General features: G+C 71.1%; 19 protein-coding genes and 1 pseudogene. 10 read left to right on the forward strand and 10 right to left on the reverse strand.

Annotated features, from left to right (window positions below; translation table 11 throughout):
- Positions 1–312 (reverse strand): annotated as a pseudogene (locus tag D458_RS0108550) (ABC transporter ATP-binding protein); the annotation flags it as partial.
- A 218-nt stretch (positions 313–530) separates the two neighbouring features.
- On the opposite strand from D458_RS0108550, the gene D458_RS0108555 reads away from it, so the two are divergent.
- Both D458_RS0108555 and D458_RS0108560 read left to right on the forward strand, forming a co-directional pair.
- A complete protein-coding gene (locus D458_RS0108555) occupies positions 531–1,520 on the forward strand; it encodes a GlxA family transcriptional regulator (RefSeq protein ID WP_017586315.1) in 990 nt (329 codons plus the stop codon).
- Positions 1,521–1,594: 74 nt separating this feature from the next.
- Complete coding sequence (locus D458_RS0108560; RefSeq protein ID WP_051049648.1) at positions 1,595–2,539, forward strand: DUF2332 domain-containing protein; 945 nt, start codon at positions 1,595–1,597, stop codon at positions 2,537–2,539.
- A 73-nt stretch (positions 2,540–2,612) separates the two neighbouring features.
- Here the strand turns inward: D458_RS0108560 and D458_RS0108565 are convergent, their stop codons facing one another.
- Positions 2,613–3,596 carry an adenosine deaminase gene (locus D458_RS0108565; protein ID WP_017586317.1) on the reverse strand — a complete coding sequence of 328 codons (984 nt, stop codon included), beginning with the start codon at positions 3,594–3,596 and terminating at the stop codon, positions 2,613–2,615.
- A gap of 224 nt (positions 3,597–3,820) precedes the next feature.
- Here D458_RS0108565 and D458_RS0108570 point away from each other — a divergent pair, with 224 nt between their 5' ends.
- Positions 3,821–5,035 carry an aminotransferase class V-fold PLP-dependent enzyme gene (locus tag D458_RS0108570; protein ID WP_083936282.1) on the forward strand — a complete coding sequence of 405 codons (1,215 nt, stop codon included), beginning with the start codon at positions 3,821–3,823 and terminating at the stop codon, positions 5,033–5,035.
- Between the two features lie 139 nt (positions 5,036–5,174).
- Here the strand turns inward: D458_RS0108570 and pip are convergent, their stop codons facing one another.
- Positions 5,175–6,128: a prolyl aminopeptidase gene (gene pip, locus D458_RS0108575; protein ID WP_017586319.1), complete on the reverse strand. Its 954-nt coding sequence runs from the start codon at positions 6,126–6,128 to the stop codon at positions 5,175–5,177.
- 194 nt (positions 6,129–6,322) lie between these two features.
- Between pip and D458_RS37890 the strand changes: the two genes are divergently transcribed.
- The 3 genes from D458_RS37890 (at position 6,323) to D458_RS0108590 (ending at position 8,752) form a co-directional block, all read left to right on the forward strand.
- Positions 6,323–6,949 (forward strand): TetR family transcriptional regulator, encoded by a 627-nt coding sequence (locus D458_RS37890; RefSeq protein ID WP_017586320.1) that lies wholly within the window; start codon positions 6,323–6,325, stop codon positions 6,947–6,949.
- A gap of 164 nt (positions 6,950–7,113) precedes the next feature.
- Positions 7,114–7,569 carry a TIGR03618 family F420-dependent PPOX class oxidoreductase gene (locus tag D458_RS0108585; RefSeq protein ID WP_051049649.1) on the forward strand — a complete coding sequence of 152 codons (456 nt, stop codon included), beginning with the start codon at positions 7,114–7,116 and terminating at the stop codon, positions 7,567–7,569.
- Between the two features lie 202 nt (positions 7,570–7,771).
- Entirely contained in the window at positions 7,772–8,752 is a 981-nt protein-coding gene (locus tag D458_RS0108590; RefSeq protein WP_040702311.1) for an NAD(P)/FAD-dependent oxidoreductase, read from the forward strand.
- 132 nt (positions 8,753–8,884) lie between these two features.
- Here the strand turns inward: D458_RS0108590 and D458_RS0108595 are convergent, their stop codons facing one another.
- The 3 genes from D458_RS0108595 to D458_RS0108605 all read right to left on the reverse strand — a co-directional run bounded on the left by D458_RS0108595 (position 8,885) and on the right by D458_RS0108605 (position 12,448).
- A complete protein-coding gene (locus D458_RS0108595) occupies positions 8,885–10,216 on the reverse strand; it encodes a purple acid phosphatase family protein (protein ID WP_017586323.1) in 1,332 nt (443 codons plus the stop codon).
- Positions 10,217–10,426: 210 nt separating this feature from the next.
- A complete protein-coding gene (locus D458_RS33210; protein WP_017586324.1) occupies positions 10,427–11,083 on the reverse strand; it encodes a YoaK family protein in 657 nt (218 codons plus the stop codon).
- 324 nt (positions 11,084–11,407) lie between these two features.
- A complete protein-coding gene (locus tag D458_RS0108605; protein WP_017586325.1) occupies positions 11,408–12,448 on the reverse strand; it encodes an NAD(P)-dependent alcohol dehydrogenase in 1,041 nt (346 codons plus the stop codon).
- Between the two features lie 94 nt (positions 12,449–12,542).
- Here D458_RS0108605 and D458_RS0108610 point away from each other — a divergent pair, with 94 nt between their 5' ends.
- Complete coding sequence (locus D458_RS0108610; RefSeq protein WP_017586326.1) at positions 12,543–13,151, forward strand: TetR/AcrR family transcriptional regulator; 609 nt, start codon at positions 12,543–12,545, stop codon at positions 13,149–13,151.
- Positions 13,152–13,217: 66 nt separating this feature from the next.
- Here D458_RS0108610 and D458_RS36305 read toward each other — a convergent pair whose 3' ends face one another.
- A complete protein-coding gene (locus D458_RS36305) occupies positions 13,218–13,520 on the reverse strand; it encodes a Tn3 family transposase (protein ID WP_017586327.1) in 303 nt (100 codons plus the stop codon).
- A gap of 67 nt (positions 13,521–13,587) precedes the next feature.
- On the opposite strand from D458_RS36305, the gene D458_RS0108620 reads away from it, so the two are divergent.
- Positions 13,588–14,571 carry a phosphotransferase family protein gene (locus D458_RS0108620; protein ID WP_026119121.1) on the forward strand — a complete coding sequence of 328 codons (984 nt, stop codon included), beginning with the start codon at positions 13,588–13,590 and terminating at the stop codon, positions 14,569–14,571.
- Positions 14,572–14,860: 289 nt separating this feature from the next.
- On the opposite strand, the gene D458_RS0108625 is transcribed toward D458_RS0108620, so the two are convergent.
- The 3 genes from D458_RS0108625 to D458_RS0108635 form a co-directional block, all read right to left on the reverse strand.
- A complete protein-coding gene (locus tag D458_RS0108625) occupies positions 14,861–15,655 on the reverse strand; it encodes a putative protein N(5)-glutamine methyltransferase (protein WP_017586329.1) in 795 nt (264 codons plus the stop codon).
- A gap of 194 nt (positions 15,656–15,849) precedes the next feature.
- The gene (locus D458_RS33215; RefSeq protein WP_017586330.1) at positions 15,850–16,758 is read right to left on the reverse strand and encodes a phosphotransferase family protein; all 909 of its coding nucleotides are present in this window, start codon (positions 16,756–16,758) and stop codon (positions 15,850–15,852) included.
- Between the two features lie 145 nt (positions 16,759–16,903).
- Positions 16,904–17,980, reverse strand: a complete 1,077-nt coding sequence (locus D458_RS0108635) for a hypothetical protein (protein WP_017586331.1) — start codon at positions 17,978–17,980, stop codon at positions 16,904–16,906.
- 303 nt (positions 17,981–18,283) lie between these two features.
- Here D458_RS0108635 and D458_RS0108640 point away from each other — a divergent pair, with 303 nt between their 5' ends.
- Both D458_RS0108640 and D458_RS0108645 read left to right on the forward strand, forming a co-directional pair.
- Complete coding sequence (locus D458_RS0108640) at positions 18,284–19,036, forward strand: class I SAM-dependent methyltransferase (protein WP_026119122.1); 753 nt, start codon at positions 18,284–18,286, stop codon at positions 19,034–19,036.
- A 427-nt stretch (positions 19,037–19,463) separates the two neighbouring features.
- On the forward strand, positions 19,464–20,126 hold the full coding sequence (locus D458_RS0108645) for a pentapeptide repeat-containing protein (RefSeq protein WP_017586333.1): 663 nt from the start codon (positions 19,464–19,466) through the stop codon (positions 20,124–20,126).
- The last annotated feature ends 220 nt before the right edge of the window (positions 20,127–20,346 follow it).

Raw genomic sequence — 20,346 nt, forward strand, 5'->3', positions numbered from 1 at the left:
GCCGGTGATGGTTTGGGCGAGGGTGGGGTTGGGGTGGGTGGTGTGGATGTTGGTGTGGATGTTGGTGTGGGTGGTGATGTGGCCGGTGGTGGGTGGGGGGGGATGGGTGAGGAGGTGGGTGAGGGTGGTGGCGGCGGTGGTGGTCAGGCCGATGAGGGCGATGTGTTGGCCGGGGTGGAGGGTGAGGTCGAGGTGGTGCAGGAGGGTGTGGTGGTTGTGGGTGAGGGACACGTCGTGGAGCTGGAGCAGGGGTGGTGGTACGGGCGGGGTGGGGTGGGTGCGCCGTAGGTGGTGGCGGGTGGAGAGCCTCACGGGTGTCCGTTCGTGTGGGTGGTTGTCTCCTGCCTGGGATCGTCCCGGGCCTGTGAGAGTTCTTGTTATCTGTTCGTGTCCTTGGTGTCGTTGTTCAGGGTAGGTGTGGGCGGGTGAGGAGAACGTGAGCGTGGTGGGGCCGTTGTAGGGGTCGGTGGCCGCATGGTTGGGGTGTGCGACCTTGTGGCCGTCGGCGGGGGCTTGGTGGGATGGCAGCCATGGAGCACAGCACCCACCACGAGGTGGTCATCGTTGTTTTCGACGGTCTACAGAGCCTGGACGCCACCGGCCCGCTGGAGGTCTTCGCCGGGGCGGCCGAGGCGCCGGGTTCGCGCTATCGGGTGCGCACCGCCTCCCTGGGCGGGGCGGTGGTGCGCTGCTCCAGCGGGTTGGGGTTGGTGCCCTCGGTGGCGCTGGAGCAGGTGGGGCGGGTGGACACCCTGGTGGTGGCCGGGGGTGAGGGCGCCCACGACCCGGACCCGGCGCTGGTGGCGGCAGTGCGTGAGCTGGCCGGGCGGGCGCAGCGGGTGGCTTCGGTGTGCTCGGGGGCGTTCGTGCTCGCCCATGCCGGGTTGCTGGAGGGGCGCAGGGCGACCACGCACTGGCGGCACTGCGAGCGCCTGGCGCGGGAGTTTCGCGGGGTGGAGGTGGATGCGGACCCGGTGTTCGTGCGCTCGGGGCGGGTGTGGACCTCTGCTGGTGTGACGTCGGGGATCGATCTGGCGTTGGCCGTGGTGGAGCAGGACCTGGGGCGGCAGGTGGCGTTGGCCCTGGCCCGCACCCTGGTGGTGTTCCTGGTCCGGCCCGGGGGGCAGGCGCAGTTCTCCACCCAGTTGGCCACCCAGCGCGCCGAGCGGGCCGAGGTGCGTCAGGTGCAGCACCTGGTGGACGCCGACCCGGGCCGGGGGTGGTCGGTGGCGGTGCTGGCCCGGGCGGCGGGGTTGTCGGTGCGCCAGTTCTCTCGGGTCTTCACCGCCCAGGTGGGGTGCGGCCCGGGCCGGTACGTGGAGCGGGTGCGGGTGGAGTGGGCGCGCAGGCGCCTGGAGGAGGGGACGGCTCCGGTGGCGGCGATCGCGCGCGGGTGCGGGTTCGGTACGGCGGAGGGGATGCGTAAGGCGTTCGTGCGGGTGCTGGGGTGTGCGCCCTCGGTCTATCGGGAGCGGTTTCGGGTGGGGGCGGTGGCGGGTGCGGGAGGTGGCTCGGAGTAGGTTGCCGCGCACGTGCTGTCGTGGTGAGAGAGGGTGGCGGCTTGAGTGTGGATGTGAACTCCGAGCGCGGCCGGATGGTCGCGGTCTACCGGCGTTTCGCGGCCAGTTACGCCGGTGGTGGCTCTCCTGAGTACGAGCGGATCGCCCTGGGGGTGGCTCAGGACGAGCGGTTGTTGGATCTGGTGGTGGGGTTGCCGGCGGGCAACAAGCGCCAGCCCAACCTGTTGTTGGGTGCGGTGCGTTTCCTGGGTGGGCCCACCGATTCCTTCGAGGGGTTTGCCGGGTGGGTGGTGGAGCACTGGGAGCAGGTGCGCGGTGTGGTGCTGGAGCGTATGACCCAGACCAACGAGGTGCGTCGGTGTGCGACGCTGCTGCCGGTGCTGGCCTCCTTGGAGGGGCCGTTGGCGTTGGTCGAGGTGGGTGCCTCGGCGGGGTTGTGTCTGTATCCGGACCGGTACCGCTACTCCTATGACGGGGGTGCGCCGATCGGTGCGGTGGAGAGCCCGGTGTTGTTGGAGTGTGCCACGCGTGGTGCGGTGCCCGTCCCTGAGCGGGTGCCGCGGGTGGTGTGGCGGGCGGGGGTGGATCTGAATCCGCTCGATGCCGGCAGTGAGGCGGACGTGCGCTGGTTGGAGTCGCTGGTGTGGCCCGGGCACACCCGGCAGGCGCGGGTGGAGCGGTTGCGGGCGGCGGCGTCGGTGGCCGCGGCGGAGCCGCCGTTGTTGGTGCGGGGCAACCTGTTGGAGGCGTTGCCGGGGCTGGTGGCGCAGGCGCCGCGGGATGCCACGTTGGTGGTTTTTCACAGTGCGGTGGCGGCCTACCTGTCGGTGCAGGAGCGTGAGCGGTTGGAGCAGATGATGGGTGGGCTGCCCGGGCACTGGGTCTGCAACGAGGGTGGGCGGGTCTTTCCCCACTGGGAGGGTGTGCGGGCGCCGGAGCCGACCGACTTCACGTTGGCGGTGGACGGGCGGGTGGTGGCCTACACCGGTGAGCACGGCCAGTCGTTGACCTGGCGCTGACACAGCGCCCCGTGGGCACACGACCGGAAAGGGGGCCTTCGCGTGGTGCGAGGGCCCCCTTTTTTGTTCGGTGTCAGAAGGTGTAGGCGTCGACCTCGGCGATCAGGGCCTGGCGGCGTTCGGTGGGCAGGAAGGAGGCGGTGAAGGAGTTGCGGGCCAGGGTGCGCAGTTGTTCGGTGTCCAGCCCCAGGTGTTCCTGCAGGCCCAGGTAGTTGTCGTGGACGTAGCCGCCGAAGTAGGAGGGGTCGTCGGAGTTGACGGTCACCAGCAGGCCGGCTTCCATCAGGGCGGGCAGGGGGTGTTCGGCCAGGGTGTTGACGGCGCGCAGGCGCACGTTGGAGAAGGGGCACACCGTCAGCGGTGTCTGGGTGGCGGCCAGGTGGGCGACCAGTTCGGGGTCGTCCAGGCAGCGGATGCCGTGGTCGATGCGTTCGGCGCCCAGCAGGTTCAGGGCCTGCCAGATGTAGGAGGCGGGGCCCTCCTCGCCGGCGTGGGCGACGCGGCGCAGGCCCAGTTGGGCGGCGGCGGTGAAGACCTCGGTGAACTTCTCGGGCGGGTTGCCGACCTCGGCGGAGTCCAGGCCCACGGCGCTGATGCGGTCCAGGTGGGGGCGGGCCGCCATCAGGGTGTCCATGGCTTCGGTGGCGGGGCGGTCGCGTAGGAAGCACAGGATGAGGCTGGTGGAGATGTTGTGGCGCTGCTGGCTGGTGTCCAGTGCTGAGGTCAGGCCGGCGATGACGGTGTCCAGGGGGATGCCGCGGCTGGTGTGGGCCTGGGGGTCGAAGAAGATCTCGGCGTGGCGGACCCCTTGGGCGGCGGCGCGTGCCAGGTAGGCCTGGGCGAGGTCGTGGAAGTCGGCTTCGGTGCGCAGGACGTCCATGAGCTCGTAGTAGAGGTCGAGGAAGGACTGCAGGTCGGTGAAGGAGTAGGCGTCGCGCAGGGCTTGGACGTGGGTGTGGGGCAGGGTGATGCCGTTGCGGTCGGCCAGGTGGAAGGCGAGTTCGGGTTCCAGGGTGCCTTCGATGTGGATGTGGAGTTCGGCTTTGGGGAGGGCCATGGCTGCCGGGCACCTATTTCGTTGAGTGGGCAGGTGGTGTGTGGGGGGTGGTTGTTGGCCATTGTTGCTGATGGTGGGGGGTGTTCGGGTCGCTGGTGGGGGCGGTGTGGGACACACCGCGGTGAGAGTGCGGGGCGGGGTGGGGGTGGGATCCTCTGCGCGTGGGAGGGCCGGGTGTGCGGGGGGCGGGGTTGGCCCGCTGGGTGTGCGGGGGGTGTGGCAGGATGCGGGCCACGTGTGGTCGGTCGGTGTCGAGGGGTGGGTTCGTGGTGGATGTGGGTGGGCTTCGTGCGGACACTCCGGGGTGTGCGGGGTGGGTGTTCTTGGACAGTGCGGGGGCGTCGTTGGTGCCCCGGCAGGTGCATGAGGCTGTGGTGGCCCACCTGGAGTTGGAGTCGCGGGTGGGGGGTTATGAGGCCCAGGATCGGGCGGCGGGGTTGTTGGAGAGCACCGGTGTGGAGGTGGCGGGGCTGATCGGGGCCGGTGCGGGTGAGGTGGTTTTCTTCGAGGGTGCTTCTCAGGCGTGGTCGCAGGCTCTGGGTGCGGTGGTGGTGGAGCCGGGGCAGCGGGTGTTGACCACCACCAGTGAGTACGCCTCCAACGGGGTGGGGTTGTTGCGGTGGGCGGCTCTTCGGGGGGTGCGGGTGCAGGTGGTGCCCGACGATGCCGAGGGGGTGTTGGACGTGGCTGTGTTGGAGGCGGAGCTGGAGCGCGGGGATGTGGGGTTGGTGGCGATCAATCACATGCCCACGCACAGTGGTTTGGTCAATCCGGCTGAGGCGGTGGGGGCGCTGTGTCGCAGGTTCGGGGTGGTGTACCTGTTGGACGCGTGTCAGTCGGTGGGGCAGTGGGAGGTGGATGTGGAGCGCATCGGGTGTGATCTGCTCTCGGCGACGGGGCGTAAGTTCCTGCGGGGCCCGCGTGGGACGGGTTTTCTGTACGTGCGCCAGGGGACTCCTTTGGGGGAGCCGTTGCTGGTCAACCACATCGGTGGTGAGTGGTCCGGTGCGCGGGAGTATCGGGTGCGGGAGGGGGCGGCGGGGTTTGCGTCCTTCGAGCACGCGGTCGCGGCGCAGATCGGGTTGGGGGTGGCTGCTGCTTATGCCCGCCGGGTGGGGATGGGGTGGGCTCGGGAGCGGATCGGTGCTCTGGCGGGGCGGTTGCGTGAGGGGTTGGGGGAGATGGCCGGGGTGGTGGTGCACGATCGGGGGCGGGAGTTGTCGGGGATCGTGACGTTCTCGGTGGTCGGGCGTGAGTCGGGGTGGGTGGTGGAGGCGTTGCGTGAGCGGGGGGTGCGTACCGGGGTGTCGCGGCCTGGGGATCAGCGGTGGGCGGAGCCTGTGGGTGGTGCGGGTGGGTTGGTGCGGGCTTCGGTGCATTACTTCAACACCGAGGAGGAGGTGGAGCGGGTGGTGGGGTTGGTGCGTGAGCTGACCTGAACCGCGCCCTGAGACGGTGGGGTGGGGTGGGTGTGTGGGCCCTCGGAGCGGGTGAGCTCCGGGGGTTTTTGTGTGGGTTCTTGCCCGGGGGTGGTGGGTCGGCGGGGGCTGCCCGCAGGGGAGCGCACGAGGGTGGGGGTCAGCGCAGGTGGGCGAAGCGGTCGGTGGCGGCCACCACCGCCGTGCCGATGCCGCCGGTGTTGCTGGTGTGGGCGGCGTCGTCGACGATGACCAGTTCGGCGGCGGGCCAGGCGCGGGCCAGGTCGTGGGCGGTGTCGCTGGGGCTGCTGATGTCCAGGCGGCCGTTGATGAGGACGGCGGGGATGTGCGCCACCCGGTGCACCTGGTTCTGGAGTTGGCGGGGGGCCAGGAAGCAGTCGTTGGCCCAGTAGTGGGTGACGGTGCGGGCGAAGGTGAGGCGGAAGTCGGGGTCGGTGTAGCGGGGGTCGGGGGTGAAGCCGGGTGTGGTGGCCACGTGGGTGTCCTCCCACCGGCACCAGGCCAGGGCGGCGTCGTGGCGGATGCGGGGGTCGGGGTGGGCGAGCAGGCGGGCGTAGGCGGCCGGTAGGGCGTGGGGGTCCGCGCCGGGGCCTGCGGCGGCGCGGAAGTCCTCCCATTGGGCGGGGAAGACGCGGCGCATGTGGTGGGTGATCCAGGTGATCTCTTGGCGGGTGCCGGTGGTGACGGCGAACAGGACCAGGGAGATGACGTGGTCGGGGTGGGTCTGGGCGTAGGCCAGGCTCAGGCAGGTTCCCCAGGAGGCGCCCAGGAGGTGCCAGCGGTCGATGTGCAGGTGGGTGCGCAGGGCCTCGATGTCGTCGATGAGGTGGGGGGTGGTGTTGGTGGACAGGTCGGTGGTGGGTGCGCCCGCGTGGGGTGTGCTGTGGCCGGTGCCGCGTTGGTCGAGCAGGATCATGCGGTAGCGGTCGGGGTCGGCGAAGGCGCTCCATCGGGGGTTGGATCCGGAGCCGGGGCCGCCGTGGACGAAGAGGATCGGGGTGCCGTGGGGGTTGCCGTGTTCTTGCCAGAACAGGCGGTGGCCGCCGGGTCGGGGCAGGTGGGCGCTGGTGTGGGGGTGGCTGGTGGGGTGCATGGGGTGGGTTCCGTCCTGGGTTGGTGGCCGGTTGTGGGCAGGGGGTAGGCGGTGTGGGGGTGCGGTCGTATAGTCCGGGGTGTTCACCGCGGTGTCTTGTGGGGGTCAGGGCACGGTGTGCTGGCGTCAACGTTCCTGGAGGGGGGTAGCGGCCCCGGGTGTGTGCTGGGCCGTGTGTGCCGATGAGCGATCCGATGCGAACCCGTGTTCTCGAGGGTGCTGTGGAGGCGTTGTGTGTGGAGGGCGCCGCCAAGATCGGCGCTGATGGTATCGCCCGTCGTGCGGGGGTGTCTGCGGCTGTGGTGTGGGAGCACTTCGGTGGGGTGGAGGAGGTGGTGGCGGCCGCGGTGGAGCATGTGGTGCGTGGGCGGGTGCGGGCCTGTGGTGGGGAGTTGGCGGGGGTGCGCACGGTGGGTGAGTTGGTGCGGGTGGGGCGTTCGTGGTGTGTGGTGCCCGATGTGGGGTCGGTGGGATGGGTGGTGTCGCAGGTGTCGGGTTCGGTGGTGGGGGAGCGGGCGGTGGCGGCTGCGGTGGGGGTGTGGTCGGTGGCTTTTGAGCGGGTGTTGGTGCGGGTGTTGGCGCAGAGCCCGGTGCAGGAGTTCGTGGACGCGGCCGGGTTGGGGCGGATGGTGGTGGCGGCTCTGGTGGGTGCGCAGGTGGGGCAGGGTGCGGGTTCGGTGGGTGCGGAGCGGGCTCTGGAGGCTTTGGAGCAGGTGGGGGAGTTGGTGTCGGCTCTGCACGTGTTGGGGCCCGAGTCGCAGAGGGCGGTGCGGATCCGGTTGCGGCACGCGGGTGCGGCCCGGGGTGTGCGCCAGGTCTGAGTGTGCTGTGGGGTGGGGTGGCGGGTGGGGTTTTTCCTGGGCGGTGAGGGTGAGCGGGGGCAAGGTTGGGTTGACCTGGTGCGGGGTGGTGTCGGAGGGCTGGGAAGCTGGTGTCCTGGCCAGTTCGCCGACGATGGAGGAGAGTTCCCGTGCCCGACGAGAGCGTGCCCGAGGAGACCGTGCCCGAGCAGACCGGTTCGGTGGGTGAGGACCCGGGTGTCCAGGATCCGTTCCTGGTGTTTTGGAGTGAGCGCCGCCTGTGCACGCTGGCCTCGCCGCGCCCGGACGGGACCATCCACCAGGTTCCGGTGGGGGTGACCTATGACCCCGAACGGCACCTGGCGCGGGTGATCTCTTCGGGGACCAGTTACAAGGCCCTGAATCTGGAGGCGCATCCGGGCAGGCGGGTGTCGGTGTGCCAGGTGGAGGGGGCGCGGTGGTCGACCTTGGAGGGTGAGGCCACGGTCAGCCGTCAGGAGGGTGCGGTGGCCGAGGCGGTGCGCCGTTACGCCCAGCGGTACCGGCAGCCGCGTGCCAACCCGGAGCGGGTGGTGATCGAGATCGCTGTCAAGCGGGTGTTGGGTAACGTGCGTCCCCAGAGCGAGGGGATCGTTCCCTGAGGGGGTTGTGGGCGGTGGGGCCCGGGTGTTCACGGGGGGCTGGTGCGGTGGGTGCGCGCCGGCCCTCTGTGGTGGGTGGGCTTCCACGGGGCGGGCCCGGGGCGGGTGCGCCACGATCTGAGGTTTTGCCGTATTGGCAACGATAGTTGTCAGTTTGTGGGGTGGTGCGCAGGATGGGGGCATGAGCACAAGGGAGACCTTCATGAACGAACCCACACGCAGCTTCGAGGCCGTGGTCGTCGGTGGCGGCGCCGCCGGACTGGCCGGGGCGCTGACCCTGGCCCGGGCGCGCCGCTCGGTGCTGGTGATCGACGGCGGACAGCCGCGCAACGCCCCCGCCCAGGGGGTGCACGCCTACCTGGGCAGCGAGGGCACCTCCCCCGCCGACCTGCTCGCCCGGGGCCGGGCCGAGGTCACCTCCTACGGGGGTGTGGTCGAACAGGGGCAGGTGGTGGGCCTGAAACGCACCGAAGGGGGGTTCGCCGTGGAACGGGAGGACGGTTCGGTGGTGGCGGCCCAGCGGCTGTTGGTGACCACCGGGCTGGTGGACGAGCTCCCCGACATCCCCGGCCTGGCCGAGCACTGGGGCACCGGGGTCCTGCACTGCCCCTACTGTCACGGCTGGGAGGTGCGCGACCGGCCCGTGGGGGTGGTGGCCTCCGGTCCGGTGGCCGTGCACGCCTCACTGCTGTGGCGTCAGTGGACCGAGAAGGTGACCCTGTTCGCCCACCCGGGCCGGACTCTGGGTTCGCTCGAGCGGGAGAAGCTGGCCGCGCGCGGGATCACCGTGGTCGACAGCCCCGTGGAGGCGGTGCTCTCCGAGGAGGGCGGGGTGAGCGGGGTGCGTACCGTCGACGGTTCGGTGGTGGCGGTCGACGCGGTCGTGGTGCCCACGTTCATGCGTTCGCGCTCGCAACTGCTGGTCGACCTGGGTCTTGAGGTGAGTGAGCAGAAGATGGGCGAGCACGTCATGGGCACCTATGTGGCGGCCGATGCCACCGGCGCCACGGCGGTGCCCGGGGTGTGGGTGGCGGGCAACGTCACCTCGGTGAGCGAGCAGGTGATCGGCTCGGCCGCCGCCGGCAACAAGGCCGGGGCGATGATCAATGCCGACCTGGTCATGGCCGAGGCCGAGCGGGCCCTGGAGCGGGCCCGGGCCGAACAGGGCGCGCCCGCCCTCTGAGCCGCTGCCCCCTGAGCAGGTGCGGGCGGGTGCGTCCGGGGCGGGGTGCCCGGGCCGCCCGCACGCGGCTCCGGGCACCCCCGGGGAGAGGGTTGTGAGGGCCCGGCCAGGGCCTTGGGGTGGGACCGCAGGTCAGGACGTGGTGGTCACACGCTTGCCCTGGTCGTCCTTGACGATGGTGAAGGCGTCCACGGTGTGGCCCTGAGCGGTGCGGGCCACGTACTGCAGGGTGTGGCCGTCCACCTGAACGGTCTGGAAGGTCTGGGTGTCGGTGAGCTGGACCCGGGCCTCGGCGCCGTGGTCGGTCCAGTTGTCGTCGCCGGCGTCGTACATCTTGGGTCCGGTGACCGTGACCGCGTAGACCGGGCCGGTGTGGGTGTGGGGGTCCTCGGTGCGGTTGGCGATCAGGTTGCCGCGGCTGTAGGAGTGGTCGTGGCCCTGCAGGACCAGGTCCACGTCGAAGGCCTCGAAGGTCTCCAGCCAGGAGCGGCGCAGGGGCCCGTTGTCGCGTCCGGGGTTGTTGGAGAAGACCGGGTGGTGGAAGGTGAGCACGGTCCACTCGTTGGGGTTGTCCTCCAACACGTCCTCCAGCCACTGCTGCTGGCGGTCCAACCAGCGCGAGGGCAGCAGTGGCGCGGTGTTGCGGTAGTTGGAGTTGAGGGTCACGAACCGCACCCCCTGGTAGTCGGTGTAGTACACCGTCTCGGCCAGGTCGGTGCCCTGGTCGGGGCCGTTGCCCGCACCCGGGAACTGCAGGGACCAGTGGTCGCTGAGGCTCAGCCCCGAGTACTCGTGGTTGCCCGGGGTGGTGACGTGGTTGATGCCCCCGGTGGTGTGGGAGCCGAAGGCGTCGTACCACTGGTCCCACTGGGAGTCGTTGTTGGCGTTGTTGACCAGGTCACCGGAGTGCACGGCCAGGGCGGCGTCGGGTTCGGCGGCCAGGGCGGCCCGCACCACCGGGGCGGCGCCCGCGGTGATGTCGTTCTGGATGTCACCGAAGTACAGGAAGCTGAAGGGTCGGGCGCCCTGGGCGGCGGTGGTGAAGGTGTGCCACTGGCCGGTGGTGCGGGCGCCGTCGCCCACCCGGTAGCGGTAGTCGGTGCCCGGGGTCAGGGCGGTGGCGGTGGCCGCGTAGTGGGTGGCGCCCGCTTGGCCGCTGACCTGGCCCGGGACGCGTTCGGCGCGGTCGGGGTCGGAGGCGGGGGCGATCTCCAGCACCGCGTCCTGGCCGTGGTCGCCGCGCCAGGTCACGGTCTGGGAGGAGGAGGGGTCGGCCGTGGGTGAGAGGGTCAGCCCTTCGGGGGTGCCCTGGGTGGCGGCCGCGGCCGTGGGGGTCAGGGCCACGGCGGGTGTGAGCGCCACGGCGCCGGCGCCGAGCAGGGCCAGGCCGCGCAGCGCCAGTGCGTGCCGGAGAGGGCGAGGGGTCGGGGTTCGGTGGGCCGCGGAGCGGGGGGACGCCGTCATGGGGGCTCGCTTTCCTGTGGGGGTGGCGGGCGGTGGTGACGCTAACGAGCCGCAGGTAACAGAACGTGAACGAGGGTGGACGGTGGGTCTTCGGCGGGTGAACATCCCCGCCCCGCACGAAGACGAGATGAGGCTGGGGTGGGTGGGAGGCCTGGGGTGAGCCGTGGCCGGGATCCCCGGCACGGGGGCGCTTTCGGGGCGAGGCCGGGCTCACGCCGGGGTGTTCGCGCCGGATCGGTGGGAGGGCCACCACAGCACCAGTGCCCCCCAGGCGCAGGCCAAGGGCCACAGCGGTGCCGCCCAGGGCACGGCTTCCCACAGGAGTACGGTGGCCAGCGCCCCGGTGACCAGGGCGGCCAGGCGGGCCAGGGCACCGCCGTGGGCACTGAGCCGGTCCCCCAGGGCCCACCCCGCCAGCGCCGAGGTCAGGGTCCCGGTCAGGTAGGTGGTCGAGGCGCCCGCGGTGTGGGTCCACGCGCTCTGAGCTCCCATGGAGAAGGCGGCCGGTGCCAGCAGCGCCAGAGTCGCGCCGTGCGTGGGCGGGTCGCCCCCGAGCAGGCCCCAGGCCAGGGCGAACAGGGCGAGCAGGGTGGTGTGGGCGGCCAGCAGGGCGGTGCGGCGCCGGTGGGAGAGCGCGGTCGGGGGTCCCAGCAGGCGGGCCCAGACCCATACGCCCGCGCCGAAGGCCGTCACCGCCGCCGTCGCGGTGGCCGCCCCGAGCAGGTGTCCGGCGCCCAGGCCGTGGCCGGCGTGTACCAGGTTGCCGGTGATGACGCTGCTGAACACCCCGCCCAGCACCACGATCGAGAGCAGGTCCATGCCTCCGGCGCAGGCGGCCAGCAGGACCAGTGCCGTGGCCGCTCTCATCGGGGGTGGGGGTCCGGTCCGCCTGCGGGGGCGGGTGGGTGGGTGGTGCGGGCCGGCACGAGTGGTCCTTTCCTGTGGTGGGGGCTGTGGTGGCAGGAGCGTACCCGGGGTGGGCGGGGCGGTGGTGCGCGTGGGCGCTGGGCCTTCTGGCGCTCGGCGATCGCCCGGTAGGTGCCGGCGACGCTGGGACGCTGCCCCTTGCGCTTGCCGGTGGGGATGATCAGGTCGGGTTGGATCTGCTCGCCGGACTCGCGGAGGGCGGGGTGCCGGGCCGTGCGCGTGCTGTTGTCCGGTAGGCACGGAATGGCCCGGCTGGCTGTCTCTTCAGTCCAGGTCGGACATGTCGAGCACGAAGCGGTAGCGGACGTCGTTTCGCTGGAGGCGGTCGAGCGCCGTGTCCACCTGTGAGGAGGGGAGTACTTCGATGTCGGCGGCGATGCCGTTGTCGGCGCAGAACTGGAGCATCTCGGCTGTCGCCGTGCGTCCTCCACTGCCCGCGGAACTGAGCTTCTTGCGGCCGATGAGCAGGTCCGTGGCCTCGACGGTGAGGGGGCCCAGGTATCCGAGGAGGCTGAGGGTGCCGTCCATCGTCACCAGCTTCAGATACGGGGCGAGGTTGTGCGGGGCGGGGATGGTGTCGATGAGGACGTCGAAGGTGTCGCGTGCCGTGGCCATCTGCTGGGGGTCGGTGGAGTCGATGAGGTCGGGAGCGCCGAGTTTGCGGGCGTCGTCGAGCTTGTCCTGGGTGCGGCTGATGACGGTCGTGGTGGCGCCGAGTGCCACGGCCATTTTGACAGCGAGGTGGCCCAGGCCGCCGAGGCCGGCCACGGCGACGCGACTGCCGGGGCCCACGCCCAGGGAGCGCAGGGGTTCCCACACGGTGACGCCGGCGCACATCAGCGGGGCGGCTGCGGCCGGGTCGAGGCCGCCGGGGAGCGGGTAGGCGAAGGTGTTGCGTACCACGTACTCGCGGGAGTAGCCGCCCAGGGTGGTCGTTCCGTCCTGCCGGTCGGTGCCGCCGTAGGTCAGAGTCGGGAAGGAGTGGCAGAAATTCTCCTGTCCGGCTTCACACATGGTGCACACGCCGCAGGAGTCGACGATGTTGCCCACCGCGACGCGGTCGCCGACCGAGAAGGTGGTCACCATGGCGCCGGTCGCGGTCACCACGCCGGTGAATTCGTGACCGGGCACCAGGGGGGCTTTCGTGTGCTGGTCGTAGGTGTGCAGGGCGTGCAGGTCGGTGTGGCACACGCCGCAGTAGTCGACCTGCACCGCGATGTCGTCCGGGCGCAGGTCACGGCGCTCCAGCGACGCGCGTCGCAGCACCGTCGGGCCGGTGGCCTGCCATCCGGTGGTCGTTCGCATACGTGTCTCCTTAAACAGACTGTTCTGTCTGTTTTAGCGTAAGCGCGGCCGCACCCCAAAGCAAACCAACTGTTCTGTTTGGTAGAGTGCGGGCATGCCGGAACAGCCCCAGACCTCGCGAGGCGCCGCGACCTACCAGCGCATCCTGGACGCCGCCACCGAAGAGTTCGCCCAGCACGGCATCGCCGGGGCGCGCATCGAACGCATCGTGACGGCGGCGCGCAGCAACAAGGCACAGCTCTACGCCTACTTCGGCGACAAGGAAGGGCTCTTCGACGCGATCTTCCTCGGCTCGCTGGAGCGCATCACCAACGTCGTGCCCATCGACGCCGACGATCTCGCGGACTGGGCTGTCCGTCTCTACGACGAATACCTGCGCCGCCCCGACCTCATCCGGCTGGCGACCTGGACACGACTGGAGCGCCGTCCCCAGGGGCACCTCGTCGAGATGCACCAGCACTACGACGACCGCAAGCTCAGGGCCATCGCCGAGGCCCAGGACGCCGGGCGGGTTCGTGCGGGTGACCCGTTCGACATCATGGCCATGGTCATCGCCATGTCCATGGCCTGGTCACCGGTCAGCAACGTATACGCGGCCAGCAGCCAAGAACCCGATGAGGTACATGACCAGCGCCGCGCCCTGCTCCGCGACTGCGTCCAAAGCGCCACCGCGGCCGGCAGAAGTCACGCGTCCCCCTCGTGACTGCCCCCGTACCCTTGGTGAGACCCGCGCACGTGGCCTGGACTCCGGCCAGGACCGGCCCAGGTCTCAAGCCGCAACCGCCCGCCGTCCCCACCTGCGGAGCGCGCGGGCCGGGCACCGTGGCCCCGGTGGCCGCAAAGTCCAGTCGGAGTTCGCCGAGTTCCAGCTTTCCACCACCTGTAAGCCCTCGCCGTTCTCCTTGGGCATCTTCGCCTCCGACAGGTAGTCGCAGATGAACGCCGTCCGCACTACGCGCCCCAGCTCCTCGATCGCCTGGTAGGTCAGGTGCTGGGGGCCGCCCCTGGTGAAGCGGCGCAGGACCTGCTCAGCCTCGGTGGTGCCCAGCCGCAGGGCGGTGGTGTACTTCATGATCCGAAGGCCCTGTCCGCCGCTCCTCTCACCCCCCTTTGTTCCTTCACCCCCGGGAGTCGTGACCATGAGCACCATACGAGGGTTCGCCCACCTTGCCCCGTTGCAGGACCTGGCCCGTCAGGCGTTCGGCTCCCGGGTGAGCGTGGTGGGGGTGGAGCGGCTGCGCGGTGGCACCAAGAAGGGCGTGTACCGGCTGGAACTGGACCAGGGCTCCAGCGTGGTCGCCTATGTGTGGAGCGGTGCCGAGAACTACTGGCCCGACCCCGCCCCGGGTGAGGACGGCACCGATCCCTTCGCTCACGCCGACGGGGTCGACCTGTTCGTGGGCGCGGCCCGGGTCCTGGAGTCGTTGGGGGTGCGCTCGCCCCGGGTGTACCTGGTCGAACGCGACCACCGTGGGCTGGCCGGTGACGCGGCCCTGGTCGAGGACGTGCGCGGCCCCACCTTGGAGGAGCACATCGCACGCAGCGACCCCGCCTGGGTGGGCGGGGTGCTGGAGCGGTTGGGTCAGGCGCTCACGGCCATGGCCGCCCCCACCCACCAAGGGTTGGGCAAGGTGTCGCGGCCGCTGGTGCGGGGCCGCTCGTGCGAGAGCCTCGTTCTGGAGCGGGCCCTGAACGATGTGGAGGAGGGTGCTCGGCGGCGCCCGGAGCTGGCCCGGGTCGCTCCCCGACTGGGTGAGCACCTGCGTGCGTTGGCCGAGCGGGTGCGGCCTCGCTCCGGGCACGGGGTGATCCACGGTGAGCTGGGTCCCGACCACGTCCTGGTGGACGGGGAGGGGGTGCCGGTGCTCATCGACATCGAGGGGCTGATGTACTTCGACGCCGAGTGGGAGCACACCTTCCTGAGGTTGCGCTTCGCAGGCCTGTATGAGCAGCATCTGGCGCGGCCGGGTCTGGATCCGGCGCGCATGGACCTGTACACGCTGGCTCAGCACCTGTCGTTGGTGGCCGGCCCGTTGCGCCTGCTGGAGGGCGACTACCCCGACCGCGAGGAGATGCTCGCCATCGCCGAGCACCATCTGGGGCGGGTTCTGGCCCACCTGTGAGAGCTCTGGGATAGGGGCTGTGGTCGGTGGCCGCGGGCTGTGGGGCCCGCTGCGTCCAGCTGGACCGCCCTGACCGGCGGGCCGGTGGGCAGGCGGGAGCGGCTCGGCCCGCACCGGCGGCGCAGGTGAGGGCCGAGCCGCCGCAGGGGTCAGGCACCCATGAGGGCGCCCTGCTCACCGGCGACACCCCCCGGGAGGGCTCGAGGGGCGGGGCCGGGAACACGTGTGCGCTCGGGCTCCGGGGGCGAGGCGCACCTGTGGAATCGCGGGCGGGTGGGCGCCCCGGCGCTCAGGCGGGCGGGCGCCGGCCCACGACCACGGAGGTGTCGGTGTCCTGGCAGGTCACCGAGGTGGCCACCAGGCCGCCCCGGGTGAAGGCGTCGCAGGCCTGCGCCACCTGGTCGGGGTGGGCCTGCACCAACAGGTGGCCTCGGGGTGCCAGCCACACACGGGCCCGGGCGGCGACCCGGCGCACCACGTCCAGGCCGTCGGGTCCGCCGTCCAAGGAGCGCTGGGACTCGTGTTCGCGCATCTCGGCCGGGAGCAGACCGATCTCGCGGGTGGGCACGTAGGGGGCGTTGACGACCAGTACGTCCACCCGACCCAGCAGGGCGGGCGGCAGCGGGTCGAACAGGTCGCCGTGGTGGACCTGCCCGCCCAGGGGGGTGAGGTTGCGGCGGGCGCAGCGCACACTGGCCGCGTCGATGTCGGCGGCGTGCACGCGCACCCCCTGCCGGTGGGTGGCCAGGACCGCGCCCAGGGCGGCGGTGCCACAGCACAGGTCCACGACCAGGGCTTGGGGGCGGGTGAGGGCCAGGGCCTGCTCGGCCAGGAACTCGGTGCGCGGGCGGGGGACGAACACCCCCGGTTCCACCACCAGGCGCACACCGTGGAAGCGGGTCCAGCCCAGGACGTGTTCGAGGGGCAGTCCGGTGCTGCGCGCGTCCGCCATGCGCACGAGTTCGTGGGGGGTGCGGGCGGTGGCGGTGATCAGTTCCGCTTCCTCTTCGGCGAAGACGCATCCGGCCTGGCGCAGCTGGGTGATGAGGGCGGTGGGAGAGAGCAGTGACGCGTGAGGTGACAAAGGGAGCCTTTCGGGATGCCCGAGGGCGCTCCCGCGCTCGCCTACACCGTGTGGGGGCGAAGACCGCGGGGTGGGCGCGCCCAGCCTGCTACTGCGGTGATGGGTCCCACCTCCTCGGTCGTGGTCTGCGGGGGAAAGCTACCACACGCCGATGTGCGGGGTGTGGGGAGGGAGGTTGTGGGGTGTGTGCGGGGTCAGGTCAGGTCGGGCCAGGGTGCGGGTGGCGGGCAGGTGAACAGGTGCAGCAGCCCGAGCAGGCGGCTGGCGGGTGGGGCGCTCCAGTGGCGCTCGCCGGGTCGGGGCAGGGGGTCGGCCAGGCGGGCCAGGGCCCAGGTCAGGTGGTGCCACAGGACGCGGGCCTCCCAGGGGTGGTCGGGGGGTGTTCCGAGGGTGTGGCGGTAGGCGGACAGGACCGGGGGCAGCCAGTGGGGTGGGAGCTTGGCGAAGTCGGTGGCCGGGTCGGCCAGGGCGGCATCGCCCCAGTCCACGAGGGCGGTGAGTGCGCCGGTGCGGTCGTCGGTGGTGCTCACCAGCAGGTTCTGCGGGGCCAGGTCGCCGTGCACGAGGGTCGGTGCGGGGTCGGGGGGAAGGAGGGCGGCCAGGCGCTCGCACCAGGAGTTCAGCCAGTGGGCGTTGTGGGCGTCCAGCAGGCCCTGGTGTTGCAGGCGCTCCAGCAGGGGTGCGGTCTCGGTCAGGGCGCCGTGGTGGGCGAGTGCGGGCAGGGCGGTGGTGGGGATGGTGTGGATGCGGGCCAGTTGGCGGCCGATCTGGGCCAGGACCCGTGGTGGGGGGCGGTGGCCGCCGGGGTGGGCCAGGTCGGTGCCCGGGGCGCGTCGGAGCAGCAGGTGAGGGGCCTGATGGGGTGGGTCGGCCCAGTCCACCAGGGCGGGGGTGCGCACCCCCGCGCGGACCAGGAGGGGGATCAGGGTCGCTTCCTTGCGCAGGTCGGCGAAGTGGTCGGGGGTGCGGGGGATGCGCAGGACCAGGTCGGGGCCCAGGGCCAGGACGTGGTTGGCGCCGCCTCGGGGCAGGGGGCGGATGTGTTCGGGGCCGATGTGGTGGTGTGCGGCGATCGTGTACGCGGCGGCGGGGACGGCTTCCATGGGCTGGGATCCTCGCACGCCCGGGTGGGTGGCGCCTGTGGTTTTTCGGCGCTGGTGGGGTGGTGTTGTCGCGGCCCGGGGGGCGAAGCGTTGCCGGTGGGTCGGTGCGATCAGTGCAGGGGTGGTGGCCTGGCCCCGGCCGCTCTCACCCTTCTTCTTCGTCCGTGCTGTGGGGCGCTGTCTTCAGCCGCGACTGCCCCACCGCGAGGTAGAAGGGGGAGGGCACGACCGGGCGCTTGCCGCCGAGCAGGCGGCGCAGGTTGAACGCGGCCCAGGTGGGGGCGGCCCTGACGGCGGTGTACATCAGGACCGCTTCTTCGGTGCCCTCCAGCGTGTGCAGCGCGGGCCCGTACACACCACGTCCCATCCACTGGGGTGTGTCCGCGCGATCGGTGTCCAGGATCCGCACCGGGGCCGTCCACTCCGACCGGTCCGCAACGAGTTCGGGGGCTGTGATGACCCACAGGCCCTGGTGGGGGAAGTTCGGTGTGTTGTGCAGGTTCGATCCCCGGGCCAGCACCATGACCCACCGCTGCCCCACACGGTGGACGGCGTTGTCGAAGAACCCCTCCTGGGGTCCTGCGAAGACCTGGGGTGGTGACCACGCGATCCCGTCGGTGCTCTCGGTGCTCTCGGTGACCCGGAGTTCGTAGTCGGGCAGTTCACCCGGTCCGATCTCGTTGGGGTTGGCCTGGAACCACATCACGTAGCGGCCCCGGTCATGGATCACGAGAGGTTCCAGGACGCTTTTGCGGGGTGCGCTGCCGACAAGGACGGGCTCCGCACGGCGCTCCCAGCGTCCCTGGCGGTACTCCAGGACCCCGATCGCGTAGCTGCTGCGGTTTCCGTAGTGCTGGGGTGAGGCGCGGCCGGTGTAGTACAGGCGCGGCGGGTGGTCGTCGGTGCCGGGCACGAACGAGGGTGTGTGCATTCCCGCGCGGTCCCACCCGTGCCGGGGAGGGTCCTGGACCAGTGGCCGTACCCGGCCGCGGGTGTCGGTGTCCCACACCCACCGTCCGCTGTCCAGGGCCTGGCCGGGGGCCAGGCGCGCACGGTACAGGCGGTTGCGGAACGTCGTGGAGAAGCCGCCCAGGTACATCGTGGGGACGCCGTCGATCACGTGTAGGTCGGGGTCGCCGACGCCCAGCAGTCCGCGCGGCATCGGGCCCTGGACCATGTCCCACAGTGCGGTGGACCGATGTGGGGCGTTGATGGGGAACATGCCTGCCTCCGGGAATCGAACACGCCGAACGGCGCGGACTCCCCTGGGGCTCAGGTAGGTCGTTGTTCGGACAGTAACAGTGCCCGCCCGCCGATGCCAGAGGTGTTTCCGGTCCGGGAAGGGGGGCGCTCGTCCACCGGTGGGGCGGCGGGTGCAGCGGAGCTGGTGGGTGCACTTCTTGTGGTGCACCGGATTACCGGCCTATGCGGTACCTGTGCGGGGTGGGGCGGGCAGGTGCCCCGCCCGGGGTGGGGGCGCCCGGTGGTCCTGTCGGGTGGGGCGGGTGCGCACTAGGCTCCGGTGATGGATCGAGTAACTGACACCCCCGCTGCGCCTTCTGATGCGGTTCGGGTCAACGATTACGACGGCTTCGCCGAGGACTACGCGGCCCACAACGAAAGCGGTGTCCAGAACGCCTACTACGAGCGGCCCGCCATGCTGTCCTTGGCCGGTCAGGTGTCGGGGCGGCGGATCCTGGACGCCGGCTGCGGGGCGGGCCCGCTTGCGGCGGCTCTGCGTGAGCGCGGCGCCCAGGTCAGCGGTATCGACGCCAGTGCTTCGATGGTGGCGTTGGCCAGGCGGCGCCTGGGCGATGAGGCGGATCTACGGGTGGGTGATCTGGCCGATCCCCTGCCTTTCCCCGACGCCGCGTTCGACGACGTGGTCGCTTCCCTGGTGCTGCACTACCTCAGGGACTGGGGGCCCACGCTGGCCGAGATGCGGCGGGTGCTGCGTCCGGGCGGTCGGCTGATCGCTTCGGTGCACCACCCGTTCGTGGACTACGCGATCCAGGATCCGCGGCCCGACTACTTCGCGACCACCAGCTATCGCGACGAGTTCTCCTTCGGTGGGCGGTCGGCGGCGATGAAGTTCTGGCGCAGGCCTCTGCACGCGATGACCGATGCCTTCACCGCCGCGGGTTTTCGGCTGTGTGTGATCAGTGAGCCCCAGCCCGACCCGGCCGCCCGTGAGTTGTTCCCCGAGGACTTCCAGGAGCTCTCGACCAAGATCGGGTTCCTCTTCTTCGTCCTGGAGGCGCCTTCCGCCCCGGAGTAGGCGAGGCGCGGGACACAGCAGACGGGTACACCCCAGGACAGTACAGCCTGGGGTGTACCCGTCTCGTTTGTGCGGGGTCCTGACCTGGGTTCAATAACGTTGGCGGGCCGCATCGGGGGTCTGGAGGGGCTTGGGGCACCCCTGAAGGTCTGACTTCCTAGAAGGTTGACTTATCGGAAGTCAGGATTTCCAGCCCCGCGGGGATTCGTTTCGTTGTCCAAAGTGCTTAACGTTACTTAGAAACGTTATCAACTAAACGTTATTCCGGAGGGGTGCCGACCCCGGCCCGGCCATCGCACAGGCCGGCCCGGGCGGTGCGCGGTGGTAGGTTCCACAGGCAACAGACCGTGGTGCCCAGGTGTGCATCCGCCGCCCCGCCCGTGTCCACACCCCGCGGCCCCCAGGGCCGCCCTCGGGAGAGGACCCCGTGAACGACCGCACCGTCCCCACCGCGCTCTCGGACCTGCCCTACGCCCAGGACCTGCGCCCCTTCACCATGGACCAGCTCCACGAGGACCCCCACGACGTGGTCCACTTCGACGGCGACACCTTCGAGGGGATCAACCTCACCGGCGCACGGTTCATCGAGAGCGCCTTCACCGGCACCCGGTGGGAGGGCGGGGCCATGCGCCGGTGCAGGTTCACCGACGTGTGGATGCACACGGTGCGCATGAGCGGCACCGACATCGCCGAATGCACCTGGCTGGACAGCCACGTCCTGGCCAGCCTGTTCGCCGCGACCGCCTCCTTCGGCTGCGACATCCAGCGCGTGGTCTTCTCCTCGTGCAAGTTCAACGGCGTCAACTTCCGCACCTCACGCATGGTCGACGTGCTCTTCCAGGACTGCGTGCTGACCGACGTGGACTTCGGCGCGGCCTCCCTGACCCGCATCGCCTTCCCTGGGTCCAGCCTGCGCGGTGTGAACCTGACCAGGGCCCGGCTGCGCGAGGTCGACCTGCGCGGGGCGAGCGAACTCGACCTCGCCTCGGGCTTCGACTCACTGGCAGGCGCGGTCATCGGCCAGGCCCAACTGCTCGCGCTGGCCCCCGCCCTGGCCGCCAACACGGGGATCACGGTCACCGACCACTGAGCCCCGGCACGGGGGCGGCTCGAGCGTTGCCCCGCCCGCCCCTTCCCCCGCGCGCCCCTGGACGGCCCAGTTCTCCCGAAGCTACGGCGAGGGGCAAAGTAACCCGTGAGTAGCTTCGGGAGCGGTCTGAGGTCACGGATCGGGCGAACCCACCGGTAACCCGGAACCTGTCCGCGATCGTGTGCGCTGTCGAGTACCGACCGCCACGATCTGGGGGCAC

This window comes from Nocardiopsis ganjiahuensis DSM 45031 (assembly GCF_000341085.1).
Lineage (GTDB): Bacteria > Actinomycetota > Actinomycetes > Streptosporangiales > Streptosporangiaceae > Nocardiopsis > Nocardiopsis ganjiahuensis.

Excerpts from the sequence above, each read along its gene's own strand:
- D458_RS0108555 (WP_017586315.1), top strand. The coding sequence starts at position 531 with ATGGAGCACAGCACCCACCACGAGGTGGTCATCGTTGTTTTCGACGGT.
- D458_RS0108560 (WP_051049648.1), top strand. The coding sequence starts at position 1,595 with ATGGTCGCGGTCTACCGGCGTTTCGCGGCCAGTTACGCCGGTGGTGGC.
- D458_RS0108565 (WP_017586317.1), bottom strand. The coding sequence starts at position 3,596 with ATGGCCCTCCCCAAAGCCGAACTCCACATCCACATCGAAGGCACCCTG.
- D458_RS0108570 (WP_083936282.1), top strand. The coding sequence starts at position 3,821 with ATGCGGGCCACGTGTGGTCGGTCGGTGTCGAGGGGTGGGTTCGTGGTG.
- pip (WP_017586319.1), bottom strand. The coding sequence starts at position 6,128 with ATGCACCCCACCAGCCACCCCCACACCAGCGCCCACCTGCCCCGACCC.
- D458_RS37890 (WP_017586320.1), top strand. The coding sequence starts at position 6,323 with ATGCGAACCCGTGTTCTCGAGGGTGCTGTGGAGGCGTTGTGTGTGGAG.
- D458_RS0108590 (WP_040702311.1), top strand. The coding sequence starts at position 7,772 with ATGAACGAACCCACACGCAGCTTCGAGGCCGTGGTCGTCGGTGGCGGC.
- D458_RS0108595 (WP_017586323.1), bottom strand. The coding sequence starts at position 10,216 with ATGACGGCGTCCCCCCGCTCCGCGGCCCACCGAACCCCGACCCCTCGC.
- D458_RS33210 (WP_017586324.1), bottom strand. The coding sequence starts at position 11,083 with ATGAGAGCGGCCACGGCACTGGTCCTGCTGGCCGCCTGCGCCGGAGGC.
- D458_RS0108605 (WP_017586325.1), bottom strand. The coding sequence starts at position 12,448 with ATGCGAACGACCACCGGATGGCAGGCCACCGGCCCGACGGTGCTGCGA.
- D458_RS0108610 (WP_017586326.1), top strand. The coding sequence starts at position 12,543 with ATGCCGGAACAGCCCCAGACCTCGCGAGGCGCCGCGACCTACCAGCGC.
- D458_RS36305 (WP_017586327.1), bottom strand. The coding sequence starts at position 13,520 with ATGAAGTACACCACCGCCCTGCGGCTGGGCACCACCGAGGCTGAGCAG.
- D458_RS0108620 (WP_026119121.1), top strand. The coding sequence starts at position 13,588 with ATGAGCACCATACGAGGGTTCGCCCACCTTGCCCCGTTGCAGGACCTG.
- D458_RS33215 (WP_017586330.1), bottom strand. The coding sequence starts at position 16,758 with ATGGAAGCCGTCCCCGCCGCCGCGTACACGATCGCCGCACACCACCAC.
- D458_RS0108635 (WP_017586331.1), bottom strand. The coding sequence starts at position 17,980 with ATGTTCCCCATCAACGCCCCACATCGGTCCACCGCACTGTGGGACATG.
- D458_RS0108640 (WP_026119122.1), top strand. The coding sequence starts at position 18,284 with ATGGATCGAGTAACTGACACCCCCGCTGCGCCTTCTGATGCGGTTCGG.